This is a genomic window from Rummeliibacillus pycnus, assembly GCF_050459865.1.
Lineage (GTDB): Bacteria > Bacillota > Bacilli > Bacillales_A > Planococcaceae > Rummeliibacillus > Rummeliibacillus pycnus_B.
Map to the genome: position 1 here is coordinate 1 of NZ_JBCMNM010000106.1, position 13,021 is coordinate 13,021.

The 13,021-nt window shown below is 33.5% G+C and carries 12 protein-coding genes; 9 read left to right on the forward strand and 3 right to left on the reverse strand.

Annotated features, from left to right (window positions below; genetic code table 11):
* The first annotated feature begins 158 nt into the window (after nt 1-158).
* Nucleotides 159-524, forward strand: a complete 366-nt coding sequence (locus ABE048_RS18520) for a hypothetical protein (protein WP_430312751.1) — start codon at nt 159-161, stop codon at nt 522-524.
* Between the two features lie 186 nt (nt 525-710).
* Here the strand turns inward: ABE048_RS18520 and ABE048_RS18525 are convergent, their stop codons facing one another.
* Nucleotides 711-1,994 carry a glucose-6-phosphate isomerase gene (locus ABE048_RS18525; protein WP_430312752.1) on the reverse strand — a complete coding sequence of 428 codons (1,284 nt, stop codon included), beginning with the start codon at nt 1,992-1,994 and terminating at the stop codon, nt 711-713.
* Nucleotides 1,995-2,164: 170 nt separating this feature from the next.
* Here ABE048_RS18525 and ABE048_RS18530 point away from each other — a divergent pair, with 170 nt between their 5' ends.
* The 7 genes from ABE048_RS18530 (at nt 2,165) to ABE048_RS18560 (ending at nt 9,480) form a co-directional block, all read left to right on the forward strand.
* Nucleotides 2,165-3,211, forward strand: a complete 1,047-nt coding sequence (locus ABE048_RS18530) for a DUF4097 family beta strand repeat-containing protein (RefSeq protein WP_430312753.1) — start codon at nt 2,165-2,167, stop codon at nt 3,209-3,211.
* 551 nt (nt 3,212-3,762) lie between these two features.
* Nucleotides 3,763-4,392 carry a hypothetical protein gene (locus tag ABE048_RS18535; protein ID WP_430312754.1) on the forward strand — a complete coding sequence of 210 codons (630 nt, stop codon included), beginning with the start codon at nt 3,763-3,765 and terminating at the stop codon, nt 4,390-4,392.
* A 360-nt stretch (nt 4,393-4,752) separates the two neighbouring features.
* Entirely contained in the window at nt 4,753-5,346 is a 594-nt protein-coding gene (locus ABE048_RS18540) for a YdeI/OmpD-associated family protein (RefSeq protein ID WP_430312755.1), read from the forward strand.
* Between the two features lie 322 nt (nt 5,347-5,668).
* The gene (lepB, locus tag ABE048_RS18545) at nt 5,669-6,199 is read left to right on the forward strand and encodes a signal peptidase I (protein WP_430312756.1); all 531 of its coding nucleotides are present in this window, start codon (nt 5,669-5,671) and stop codon (nt 6,197-6,199) included.
* A gap of 144 nt (nt 6,200-6,343) precedes the next feature.
* Entirely contained in the window at nt 6,344-6,850 is a 507-nt protein-coding gene (locus ABE048_RS18550; RefSeq protein ID WP_430312757.1) for a YusW family protein, read from the forward strand.
* A gap of 201 nt (nt 6,851-7,051) precedes the next feature.
* The gene (locus tag ABE048_RS18555; RefSeq protein WP_430312758.1) at nt 7,052-8,374 is read left to right on the forward strand and encodes an SPFH domain-containing protein; all 1,323 of its coding nucleotides are present in this window, start codon (nt 7,052-7,054) and stop codon (nt 8,372-8,374) included.
* Nucleotides 8,375-8,388: 14 nt separating this feature from the next.
* Nucleotides 8,389-9,480 (forward strand): hypothetical protein, encoded by a 1,092-nt coding sequence (locus ABE048_RS18560; protein WP_430312759.1) that lies wholly within the window; start codon nt 8,389-8,391, stop codon nt 9,478-9,480.
* Between the two features lie 252 nt (nt 9,481-9,732).
* Here the strand turns inward: ABE048_RS18560 and ABE048_RS18565 are convergent, their stop codons facing one another.
* Together ABE048_RS18565 and ABE048_RS18570 are read right to left on the reverse strand one after the other, a co-directional pair.
* Nucleotides 9,733-10,269: a GNAT family N-acetyltransferase gene (locus tag ABE048_RS18565; protein ID WP_430312760.1), complete on the reverse strand. Its 537-nt coding sequence runs from the start codon at nt 10,267-10,269 to the stop codon at nt 9,733-9,735.
* Nucleotides 10,270-10,507: 238 nt separating this feature from the next.
* Nucleotides 10,508-11,413: a DMT family transporter gene (locus ABE048_RS18570; RefSeq protein WP_430312761.1), complete on the reverse strand. Its 906-nt coding sequence runs from the start codon at nt 11,411-11,413 to the stop codon at nt 10,508-10,510.
* A 109-nt stretch (nt 11,414-11,522) separates the two neighbouring features.
* Between ABE048_RS18570 and ABE048_RS18575 the strand changes: the two genes are divergently transcribed.
* Complete coding sequence (locus tag ABE048_RS18575; RefSeq protein WP_430312807.1) at nt 11,523-12,914, forward strand: PLP-dependent aminotransferase family protein; 1,392 nt, start codon at nt 11,523-11,525, stop codon at nt 12,912-12,914.
* Nucleotides 12,915-13,021: the final 107 nt, after the last annotated feature.

Below are 13,021 nucleotides of genomic sequence, written 5' to 3' on the forward strand. Positions count from 1 at the left end.
ATTGAAGCCAAGCCCGTGGAAAGCGCCGTCTGTAGCGGAACATCCAAATCTGAATATGAAAATGGAATTTCATCAAGATACAAAGGTTCAGTAAGGACTATTTTAAACGATACTCCTTCTGAAATAATTGTTATTAAAATTTATACCGAGGTGATTGAATGAGAAAATTGCAAGCATTAATTATACTAATTTTCTTAATCATCTTAGCAGGTTGTAGTGGGAAAAGTGACTCTTTATCTATCAAATCAAATATAAATAAAATAACTCTAATGGATGGCACTTCAGGAAACGAAAAGATTCTTACCGACCAAAAACAAATAGAGTCCTTTTTGAATTTATTAAACAGCATTAAAATTAAGGAATCTGATAATCAAGAAACAAAAGAAGGATATCGCTATAGAGTCATTCTTCAAACTAATACAACGAAATACGAGTTTACGAGTTCAAAAATCGGTAATAAGTATATTAATTCAGAAGAATTAATATCACTACTCGATAAAACATATAACAAGTCTGAAGAATAGGGAATTCAACTACTTTAAACGAAATTATAACCAGGTTAGCTCAGGACATCTTCTTCATTTCCAAATGAAAGATGAAAAAGATTCTTTTTTAAGCAAAATCCATATCAGGTATTAAGCATGGTTTGAATCATTTCAATCCATGCTTTTATTTTTAATGGTTTAGATCATTTCAGAGCTTTTGATTCCTCAACAATACCCTGGCTTCTTCAAAAATTTAAATATATTCATTTTATATTCTTCGACACCTGGTTGATCAAACGGGTTTATATCAAGAAGATAAGCACTATATGCGCAAGCTATCATAAAGAAATATAAAAGATGCCCTAGATGTCTTTCATCTAGTTGATCAATGGTGATTGCAATTTGTGGTACTCCTCCTTGAAGATGTGCAATAGAAGTTGCTTCGTAGCAAACATGATTAAATTCATGTAATGAAAGGCCGCTTAAATAATTTAAGTCATCACCATTTTGGAATGATTCAACTATCGTCAAATCTTCATCTACTTTGTCAACTAATAGAAATGTCTCAAATAACATTCGTTTACCATCTTGAATATATTGTCCTAATGAGTGTAAATCAGTTGAATAGAGAACTGAAGTAGGGAAGATTCCCTTACCATCTTTTCCTTCACTTTCACCAAATAGTTGTTTCCACCACTCTTGTACATATTTTAATTTGTCATCAAAAGTAGCGAGAATTTCAACAGGATAACCGGAATCATAAAGATTTTTTCGAATAATAGCATATTGAATAGCAGGGTTATTTTCGACATCAACTATTTGGAATTCTTGTTGAGCAATTTTTGCACCAAGTAACAATTCTTCTATGTCATACCCAGCTGCTACAAACGGTAAAAGTCCAACTGCAGTAAAGACGGAATATCGACCACCTATATCTTCTGGTACAACCAACCGTTTATATCCTTTTGCAATCGCTAAAGAGCGTAAAGCACCCTTTTTTCCATCTGTCGTCACAATTATTCTAGATGAAGCTTGTTCTCCATATCGTTTTTCCATATACTGTATTAAGAAGCGTGAGGCAATTGCAGGTTCTGTTGTTGTGCCTGATTTAGAAATCACATTGATGGTGACTTCTTTACTGTCTAAATATTGCATTAATTGTTTTAAATAAGTTCCACTTACCAGATGACCAGCAAAAATCACCTCTAACTTTTTAAAAGGTTGGAAATTTTTTGATAATGCCTCTAAAACTGCTTTCGCTCCTAAATAGGATCCACCTATTCCAATTACGACTAAAACATTTGATTTATCCCGAATATCCTTAGCAGTATCGTTTAAATTTTTTAGCCAATCTTGACTTATAGAGCTTGGCCAATCAATCCAGCCTAAATAATCAGAACCAATACCTGTTTTGGTATAGATACCATCATGAATAGTCTGAATTTTTAGTTTTAACTCAGGGGATAGAAGATTTGAATAGTTTCCAGAATAATTGAGGGAAATTTTCATGGCTTTCTCCTTTGAATCATATTCAGAAAGAGAAGTTTAAATTGAATATATTTAAGAAGAATAAAGATTTAAAGTATTTTAGATTTTCATCATCTCTTTCCAAAGCAGTATATGCACGGAAAATATCAATTATCTGTTTAGTTTAAAAGAAAAAGAGAAGAGGGATATTTATGACTGAACAACAATATTTAATTCAACTTGAGGTAGCATTACAGAAACTAAACCCTAAAGAAAGAAATGATATATTAAGAGATTTCAAAGATTATTTTGAAAACGGAAGAAAAGAAGGTAAAAGCAATGATGAAATTATTTCATCATTTGGTTCTGCAGAAGAAATTGCTGAGGAATTATTAAAAGCTTATTCGGAAGATGAATTTGTTACTAATAATGAAATAGTACCTGTAGATTCGGAACAATTTCAGCAAGTGAATATTAAGGTCAAGGACGCAAATGTGATAGTGATGCCGTCTTCAGATCAAAAAGTTTATTCTAGTGTAAAAGATCATGATGGAAAAACAAAAGTTCAAATAAACAATGTTAACGGAATTTTACATATTACAGTTGATAGAGAAGAGGGCTTTCGCAAATTATTTTTCTTTAGAATCGGGATTATAAACTCTGATGCTACAGTAACGATACAAATACCAGAACGATTATATGATCAAATTTCTATTTTTAATAATAATGGCAATATTAAATTATGTAACAAACAATCGAAAATGATAACAGTTGAAACAGATAACGGAAGTATAGAGTTTGAAAAAGTATTGGCAAACGAAGCAAATGCCAAAACAGATAATGGTCGTATCTCAATTGACCAAAGTCAATTCACAAAATTCTTTTCCGAGACCGATAATGGACGTATTGAAATAACAAATTCGCGCGCATCTTTTTCAAAACTGCGTACAGACAATGGACGTATTGAATTGAAAACATTACAAGGCGAAGTGGACGCAAAAACAGATAACGGGCGTATAGAAATGTATATACCTGTAATAGAAAGTGATATTAGTCTTGAAACAAATTTGGGACTTATCCAATTAGTAACGGATCAAATGATGACAAATGGACATATACAGGCTGATTCTGATTTGGGGAAAATTGAAGTATTCGGCCAGTCAGGAAGAAACTTTATCTATGGAAATGGTTTGCCTAAGGTACGGTTAAAAACAGATGTAAGGAAGATCATAGTTGCAACAAAGTCAGATATTGTATAAAAAGAAGGACGCTGTATTTCTTGCAGCGTCTTTATTCATTTACTAATAAGAGAATTATTCAAAAAGTATTTATGAAATTGAATCAGTTGAATAATAATTTCATAATGCAAAACTTATATAAAGTATTCTAATTTCAAGATTTCCACTTTTGTTCATAGTGGAGCGAAAGACGGCGATTCCTCGAAAATGCATTCGCATTTTCATGCGACGAAGCGATGCAGGAGTACATCTTTTAAAGAACAAAGCCTAAGATCGCCACGTCCTGTGGTAACGACTTTGTGACCAACATCGTGTTGGCCCGAGGAGATTGAAGCCAAGCCCGTGGAAAGCAGCGTCTGTAGCGGAACTTCCAAATATGAATATGGAAAAGGAAATATGTTACCATAAATGATTTATAAAATTGCTTCAGTTAAAAATTATTAATGAAAATTTATTGAACGATACGAAATTCATGTGAAAAAGAGTAACCCTATTAATTGCCCAAACTAAAGGTCATTGTTAAGATAGTAATGATGGTTAATCCACCATTTTAAATGTATTGGAGAATTGTTATGAATATTTTGAGACTATTATTTTTTTACCTAATTGTGTTGGGAATAGGGGCTATTTTTATTTGGCTAAAAGTACCAACAAGTTTTTCGATTGCCTTTTTTACGATACTTGCGGTAGCAATTGTAGGTTATTACGCTTTTACGATGACATCATCAAAAAATACAAAAGCGATATTACGCCAAGCTCGTTATCAAAAAAGCAATCCAACCTATGCTTATGCTTTTGCAATTAAAGATGGGACGAAGGAAGACGAAATAGAAGCGCTTGATCGTCTGATTAAAAAATTCAAAAACCAACCTGATGGACAGAAAGATTATGAATTTCAACGAGCAGTTCGTTTAGGTGAACTCTCTAACGCTAGAGACATTGTTAATTCAATGAAAAACGGTCCACTTAAATCGTATAATACGGCATATGTTGAAGCATTATCAGGAAAATACGGAAATGCAAGAAATCATCCGTTCTATCAACCTTGGATGTCACACTCTATCGAAGCAGTCATCGCCCAAAAACAACATAAACTTGAACGCTATAAAGAAGAGATGCAACTTGCAATTGATCAATCAAGAGGGATTCATCGATTAATGAATCAAGTGAAATTCGAAAAAACGCTTAAAGAATGGAAGTAACAGTCGAAACACCCAAACAAGTTTTAACATACTTAGTTAATTAATTTTGAATAATCTTTTATTAATGAAAACCTGCATTTTATTTGAATGCAGGTTTTTTATATTTTCAGTATGGATAAAAGGTCCAATGGTTGTGACTATTATTGGGATAACGAAAATGCAAATGTCCTTTTGTTGATGGTTACTGGTTAACATTAGACATCGGTCGAATTCATGAAGAAGTATTTATGTTCGAATTAGACCGAATGAATGATATGATTAATCGAGGAGAAAAAATAGCGACAGAAGCTCAATGTATCTTATCAAGCTAGTTTTGCTTAACAGTAATCTGTTCGAAAAATTGAAGAGAGGTGTTCTTTAATGACAAATAGTAGAATGAACCCTAAGGTTGATGAATTTTTAAGTAAATCTAAAAAGTGGAAGGAAGAATATGAGAAGTTGAGAAGTATCGTTCTTGACTGTGAGTTGACCGAAGAATTTAAGTGGATGCATCCTTGTTACACGTTTGAGAATAAAAACATAGTTTTAATACATGGATTTAAAGAATATTGTGCGCTTCTGTTTCACAAAGGTGCCTTGTTACGGGATGCCAATGGGATTCTAATTCAACAAACGGAGAATGTACAGGCAGCGCGCCAGATTCGATTCACCAACGTTCAAGAAATAATTGAAATGGAAACAATCTTGAAAGACTATATTAATGAAGCCATTGAAGTAGAAAAAGCAGGTTTAGAAGTCATTATGAAAGAGCATAAAGAATACACAATACCTGAAGAACTTCAAAATAAATTCGATGAAATCCCTGCGTTGAAAACTGCTTTTGAAGAATTGACACCGGGACGACAAAGAGCATACATTCTTTATTTTTCTCAAGCCAAACAATCCAAAACTCGAGTGTCAAGAGTTGAAAAATATATGCAGCAAATTCTCGATGGAAAAGGATTAAATGATTAGTATATTCTCATTGAACAGGTGCGTTAGCTAAACTAGCTGTGAGTTATTTTACGCTTTAGCCCTCAATTTCGTTATTCCAATAAAGGGCACGAATATTGAGAAACATAGGTAGAAAATGATAAAACATAAAACCAATACTTAAATTTTCTAAAAAAGAATCCATTTTGATCAATCTTTTTTCAAAATGGAATCTTTTTTATTTATAGTAAATTAATTACGAAGCTAAATTAAATTGAGAGAATATGTTAAAATTGATTTATGGAAATGATGATTTCGATTATATTAGATTCATTAATTAATAGAGAAATTAGGCGAATAATTTATGGGGAAGTTTTCAACTTTATGGGAAGATTTACGGCGCTTTTTTTTCACATTGATTGTGATGGTATGTTTAGCAATTAGTTTCCGTGCTCTTATCTCTCCTGAAATAGTTATTGGTCATAGTATGGAAAATAGTTTACACGAAGGAGATTATTTAATTTCATATAGACTTGCATATAAGTATCAAAAACCTAACTACGATGACATAGTGAGTTTTGATGCGGAATTGGTAGCAGGACATGATTTATTTATAAAAAGAGTGATTGGCTTACCAGGAGATCATATCCAGATAAAAGATAATGTGCTTTTTCGAAATGGTAAAGAGATCAAAGAACCCTATATAAAGGAACCAATGGTCACAAATAATTTAGATGTAAAAGTAGGAAAAGGTAAAGTATTTGTGATGGGGGATAATCGCAACAATTCTATGGATTCAAGAGATTTTGGACCAATCGATTACCATAAAGAAATCCAAGCCAAAGTAATGATACGCTTAAAACCATTTAATCAAGATTTTAAATATAGTGAATAATATTTTGAAGCAGTATGCAAAGATAAAGCATATTGCTTTTTTGTCATTTTTTAAGGTCATATTTCACTTTTTCTTATATCAATTTGGAATTAATGCTTTTGAAACGGGAATGCTATAAATACTTATATGAAAGGAGATTACAAAATGTTGAAATGGTCAACTTTTTTAGCGGTATCAATTTTAACGGTTATTTTAGCTGGTTGTGGAAGTGGAAATAAGTCTGATAATGCATCAAATGTAAAAAAAGATGTACCAACTTCAGAAGGCAGTGCCTATGATTCAACACATAGATCAAACGATACGACTAGCACGATTGATAATACTCAAAACAAAGCATTTAATTTTTCTGAATTTAAATTAGATGTAGATTATGGAGCAAATCAAGCTTTTGAGATTGATTTTGAGAATAGAAACAATGGAGCCGATGTTTCTATTTCAGACGAGCGTAAAAATCAAAAAATGGAAGGTAATAATGCTTATACACAGCTTGAACACTACTTTAAAAAGTTAACCATCACCCCTTCCACTTCAGACGAAGAAGTGAAAAAACAAATATTGAATGTATTTAATATTGATAACTCATATAAAACAATTGATTTAGAAGTGAAATTTTCCGACGGAACGAAAAAGAAATATAGGTTTACTCATTAATTTAGATGCAAATATATTCTAGATCGTAGTCAAATAAAACGGTGTTCAAAATTGGACGTCGTTTTATTTTTTGTAAGAATTGAAAACTAATTCGTGCATAGATTGAAACTTTTTTTAGACTAAAACGTATTAAAAAATAGGATATTTTCTATATTCCCATATTGAAAGAATGAAATTTATTACATAAAGGATGGGATAGTTATGGGCTTAATTAAAGCAGGAATCGGCGCTGCAAAAGGCGTTTTAGAAGATCAATGGCGTGAATACTTTTATTGTGAAGGACTTTCGAAAGAAGTATTAGTTACAAAAGGTGTAAAGCGTAATACAAAACGTGGATCAAACAGAGGAAATGATAACATTATTTCCAATGGTTCAATTATCGCCGTTAATGAAGGTCAATGTATGATGATTGTAGAGCAGGGGAAAGTTGTAGAGGTCAGTGCAGAAGCTGGCGAGTATGTATATGATACTTCAACTGAACCGAGCATCTTCTTTGATGGAGATTTCAAAGAAAATATTCTTCAAACATTTAAAGAAATTGGCAAGCGTTTCACATTTGGCGGTGAACCGGCCAAGGATCAACGTATTTATTACTTTAATACAAAAGAAATCATGGGCAATAAATACGGTACTCCAAGTCCAGTTCCTTTCCGAGTAATCGATCGAAATATCGGATTAGATATTGATATTTCAATCAGATGCCATGGAGAATATTCATATCGTATTATCAACCCGCTATTGTTTTATAAAAATGTGTGCGGAAATGTCGAACGTGAATATAATCGTGGTGAAATCGATAGTCAATTAAAAACAGAATTAATGACAGCATTACAACCAGCATTTGCTAAAATTTCAGCACTTGGTGTTCGTTACAGTGAAATTCCAGCTCATACAATCGAATTGGCATCAGCACTAAATCAAGTTTTATCAGAAAAATGGCTGGAATCACGTGGTTTAGCTGTAGGGACCTTTGGTATTAACTCGCTAAAAGCTTCTGAAGAAGATGAAGCGATGATTAAGCAATTGCAAAAAAATGCTGTATTTCGTAATACATCAATGGCTGCTGCTCAAATTACTGGAGCTCAAGCAGATGCTATGATTAAAGCTGCAGAAAATGAAAATGGAGCACTTGGCGGATTTATGGGAATGAATATGGCTTCTCAAGCAGGTGGTGTAAATGCAGGTCAGCTTTATCAAATGGCTTCTCAACAAACTCAACAAAACCACCAAGAAACACATAATAACGAGACATCATTAAATACTTGGAATTGTGCATGTGGTCAAACCAATACAGGTAAATTCTGTTCTGACTGTGGAACACCAAAACCAACAAATGATGGTTGGACATGTACTTGTGGCACTGTAAATAAAGGAAAGTTCTGTACAAATTGTGGAACACCAAAACCAAAAGGGGCACCGACATATTTATGTGATAAATGTGGATGGAAACCTGAAGATCCAACGAATCCACCAAAATTCTGTCCTGAATGTGGTGACTTATTTGATGATAACGACAAGCAATAGGGGGCAAAATCAGTATGGATGAAAGTGTGAAACATGCAAAGATTGATTTTGATGCCGAATGTCCTTCCTGTGGGGCCTCTATTGAATTTAATCCTGAAAATGGTAAATTAACTTGCCCTTATTGTGGGCACGAGACAGAAATCGCAAAGCCTGAAGATGAAAAAGACAAAGTGGCTCAAGAAATGGATTTCTACTCAGCTGAGAAACGTGGAAATTTTGACTGGGGAATAGAAAAGAAAACGGTTATTTGTAGCGAATGTGCATCTGAGACAATTTATGATGCATTGCAAGTTGCAGATACCTGCCCCTATTGCGGTTCTCATCAAATAATGGAAGCAGATACAGTAGATACACTTGCTCCAAACGGTGTTTGTAAATTTGAAGTTACTGATAAAGAGGCAGGTTTTAATTTTCAACGATGGATTAAAGGGCGATGGTTTACTCCTCGTGAAGCTAAATTAAGTGCAAAGCCAGATGCTTTTAAAGGGGTTTACCTACCTTATTGGACATTTGATACAAAGACAGGATCCTATTATTCTGCGAATTATGGTATTAACCGTGTCGTAAGAGATAAAGACGGAGATACATATATCGAGACGGATTGGTATTCAACTTCAGGTTTTTATCAAGAATTCATAGATGATCAATTAGTGAGTGCAACAACACGTTATGATCATGATATGATGAGAAAAATAGAACCTTTTAATTTAATGAATAATACATCCTATAAACCTGAATATGTTTCCGGATTTTTGGCAGAACGATATAGTATTGGTCTTGAAGATGGCTGGAAAATCGCACAACAAGATATTAAGGATCACATTCGTCAACAAATCGCATCAAAGATTCGCTTCGAATGTGGAGCAGATCAAGTTGGGAGTATTCAGTTTTCTACTACGCACGATAACATAACATATAAATATTTGATGTTACCTATTTGGTTATCTTCTTTCCAATATAAAAACAAAGTGTATCAATTTATGGTCAATGGGCAGACAGGTAAAGTTGGCGGTCGAGCACCTATTTCGCCAATAAGAGTAGCAATTGCTGTGATTCTTGCATGTGCTATTTTGGCTATCTTTGGATATTACTATGAACATTCATAAACCACTCTTAAGATTTTGCAAAAAGTAAAAAAGACGGTATTTACCGTCTTTTTATTTTTATAAAGGTTATCATAGGTTTTCCGAAGCTAATCGTAGTGATTTTAAAGTAAAGTTACAATCTTTCTTTATCTATAATTAGAGAAAGGGGTAGTAATGAAAAATAGTTGAAAGGCTTCTTTTATAATAAAATTCATATAACCGCCCAATTCTAAGATTAATCACTTGCTACTCAACCTACTTCTCCTTAAGCAGTTATTGTTGTTTTTTGATAGGATTTTCTGTTTTGTCAAATATCAAAAGCTTAAGCTCTTCGGGGTCATCGGCTAACTGAATCAATTTTTCAAACTGAAATCCAACTTTTTCGAGCAGACTTTCTGAAGCTTTATTGTCTTGAGACGTGATTGCCACAATGCGTGTTAACCCTAATATGTCTTTTCCATAGGACATTACTGCGGAGGCAGCTTCATAAGCATATCCTTTTGACCAATACTTTGGGAGAAAGGCAAATCCAATATCAACATCTTTCAAGGAATCTCTTTTTACCAAACCACAAATTCCAATCTTGGCATGATCTTCTTTTCGTTCCACCAAATAAAGGCAGAAACCAAATTGCTCATACATGCGAACAGGTCCATTCAAAATATAGTCTCTTGCGTCATCCAGCGTCCTCACACCACGATCACCTATGAAGCGTAACCAGGAGGGATCGTTCATAAGCTCAAGGATAAACGCCGCATCATCGGTTGTTTGCAGGCGAAGGATAAGTCGATTGGTTTCAAGTATCTTCAATTAGTTCACCATCCATATGTTATTCAATTAGCTTATTATATCAGATGTTTGATCGTAATCTGAAAATAAGCATAAGAATTATTTTTCTTGTTTAACCTTTTTAAAAATCTAATAATGTGTTTTGTTATTTAAATTTGTATAAAACTTGTGAAAAGGGAATCACCGAATTGCTGGTGGTCAATAACCTGAGAGCCAAACAAATTAGCTCTATTTTCAAGTTCACAAGAATTATTCCTTCTTAAATAGCTCTTTTTAGAGGTAATTTCGAATTTTGCTTTCGAGTTCCAAACCCTAATGCGATGGCAGCGCCAATACAGCTAGAAATGCAACCAGCAAACAAATACAATGATGGATCTGACTCACCGATTAAAACTGATGCTATTCCTCCAATTACCGGGAAAAGAGCAACCATATAGCTACTTTGAGCTCCTCCAATTTTTTCTACAAGCTTCAAATAGAATAACCATGCTAAGAATGAAGCAACCAGAGTTAAATATAACAACATAGATAAGTATGAAACCGATGTTGGAAATATAAATTCTTGCCCTTGAAATAATACAATTACTCCCATCAATATACTACCCACTGTAAATCCAATAGCATTTGCGTAGATAGGATTCACCTTACGACTTGCATTTCGTGCTGAGCTGGCATCACCTACTGCTGTAAGAAGCGTACCTAAGATTGCAACCATTATTCCTTTTATGTCATTGGATCCTTGAAAGCTGTTTAAATTCGGATAGATGAGAATACATACGCCTAATACACCAAAAATCCCCCCAAACAAAACTCGTAAATGTAACTTTTCTTTTAAAAAAATCCGGAGAGTAATCGGGGTCAAAATCACCTTTAATGAAAAAACCAATGTTACGATTGCTGCAGAACTCAAAATTGTGGCGTAATAAAGACATAAGTAGCTTAATGCAAAGTTACATACACCAAAAACTATTACAAATGGGATATCTTTTCTTGTTGGCCGTCCTCTTGGTTGAAGGAACAAAACAAGAATAAAAAATAAAAAGGCTGTCATAACTAAACGATAAGTTAAGGATAATTCCAAACTAACAGGAGTTCCTTGAATTTTTACTGCTATAAAGTTGAGTCCCCATACAATCAAACAAAATATGTACATGAATATTGTCATAAGTTATCTCCCAGATTAAATTTTTTCTAAATTCATTATTCATTTATACTGTCATTTCAAAAAGGTACAGTTTACAATAAAAACAAATGACAGATGAGGTATTCCAATGATGAATGAACTAATATTTAATATCAATCGGGAAAGTAACAATCCTATGTACCAACAAGTTTATCAATACATACGTACTCAAATTTTATCTGGAAAATTAGAATGGAATACAAAGTTGCCATCGATTAGACAACTTGCTCTCCAATTAGAGGTCAGCAGAAATACAACTCAGGTAGCTTATGAACAATTGCAATCGGAAGGATATATTCGAAGTGAGAATAAAAAGGGATTTTTTGTAGAGGCAACTATATCTGATGAGACGCTTAATTATGAACCCATTAGAGAACAGCATCATGAAAAAAATCAAACTGACATAAAAACTATTGACTTTAAGATTGGGACAGTAGATCAAGAGAACTTCCCTTTGAAAAAATGGAGAATGCTTACAAACAAAATAGTTAAAGACTCTAGCATGTTTTCATACGGAGAAAAACAAGGCGATATTAAATTAAGAAAGGCACTAGCAGATTACTTGTTTCAATCAAGAGGGGTTAATACTTCTACTGAACAGATTATTATTGGCAGTAGCACACAACACTTGTTACTACTTTTGTCGCTGTTGTTAAAGCAAGACTATCATTATCTAGCAGTAGAAGACCCTGGATATAATGTGGCAAGGGAACTATTTGCTCTTCAGTCATTCATCATTGATCCGATCCCGGTAAGAGAACAAGGCATCCAAGTCGATCGCCTTTTAAAGTCGCCTTCCAGACTTTTATATGTCACTCCTACTCACCACTTTCCATACGGAGTAACAATCCCCGTCAATGAAAGATTAAAGTTAATTCAATGGGCAGAAAGGGTGGAAGGATATATTATTGAGGATGATTACGATAGTGAATTTCGATACATCCATCAACCAATACCGTCTCTTCAAAGTTTAGATTCTAATGAAAGGGTGGTTTATTTAGGAACTTTTTCAAAAGCACTGCTACCTTCTATCCGTGTCAGTTATATGGTTTTGCCTAGGAGGCTAGTAAGTGAATATAAAAAGATACTCCCTTTGCTTGAGCAAACATCCTCATCTATTCATCAGAGAACACTGGCGGCCTTTATGAATGAAGGATATTGGTACTCACACTTAAGGAAGATGAAAGCTTTGTATAAACGTAAAATGAATCTATTGAATAGGGAGTTACTAAAACACTTTAAGAATTATGTTGAAATAAAAGGTGGTAGCTCCGGAATTTTCGTTATTATTGAAGTTAAAACAAAAATGAGTGAAAAAATGCTAATTGAAAGGGCATATGATCACGGAATTGTAGTTTATCCTTGCTCAAAATATTTCTCGAAATATATACCACAATATCCGCATATTCAACTTGGATTGGGTAATTTATGTGAAGAAGAGATAATAAAAGGAGTATCTCAACTAGCAAAAATTTGGTTGTAATCTTGATTTTCCCCCTAAAAAATTAACATTAAATAATAATTAATCCTTTTATAAAAAGTAATGATGAATTTATTAGTAAGACCTCATTTTGATTAATCTTTAATCAA

Bases quoted from the DNA above. Each gene is read 5' to 3' on its own strand.
- ABE048_RS18520 (WP_430312751.1), top strand. From the start codon at position 159: ATGAGAAAATTGCAAGCATTAATTATACTAATTTTCTTAATCATCTTA.
- ABE048_RS18525 (WP_430312752.1), bottom strand. From the start codon at position 1,994: ATGAAAATTTCCCTCAATTATTCTGGAAACTATTCAAATCTTCTATCC.
- ABE048_RS18530 (WP_430312753.1), top strand. From the start codon at position 2,165: ATGACTGAACAACAATATTTAATTCAACTTGAGGTAGCATTACAGAAA.
- ABE048_RS18535 (WP_430312754.1), top strand. From the start codon at position 3,763: ATGAATATTTTGAGACTATTATTTTTTTACCTAATTGTGTTGGGAATA.
- ABE048_RS18540 (WP_430312755.1), top strand. From the start codon at position 4,753: ATGACAAATAGTAGAATGAACCCTAAGGTTGATGAATTTTTAAGTAAA.
- lepB (WP_430312756.1), top strand. From the start codon at position 5,669: ATGGGGAAGTTTTCAACTTTATGGGAAGATTTACGGCGCTTTTTTTTC.
- ABE048_RS18550 (WP_430312757.1), top strand. From the start codon at position 6,344: ATGTTGAAATGGTCAACTTTTTTAGCGGTATCAATTTTAACGGTTATT.
- ABE048_RS18555 (WP_430312758.1), top strand. From the start codon at position 7,052: ATGGGCTTAATTAAAGCAGGAATCGGCGCTGCAAAAGGCGTTTTAGAA.
- ABE048_RS18560 (WP_430312759.1), top strand. From the start codon at position 8,389: ATGGATGAAAGTGTGAAACATGCAAAGATTGATTTTGATGCCGAATGT.
- ABE048_RS18570 (WP_430312761.1), bottom strand. From the start codon at position 11,413: ATGACAATATTCATGTACATATTTTGTTTGATTGTATGGGGACTCAAC.
- ABE048_RS18575 (WP_430312807.1), top strand. From the start codon at position 11,523: ATGAATGAACTAATATTTAATATCAATCGGGAAAGTAACAATCCTATG.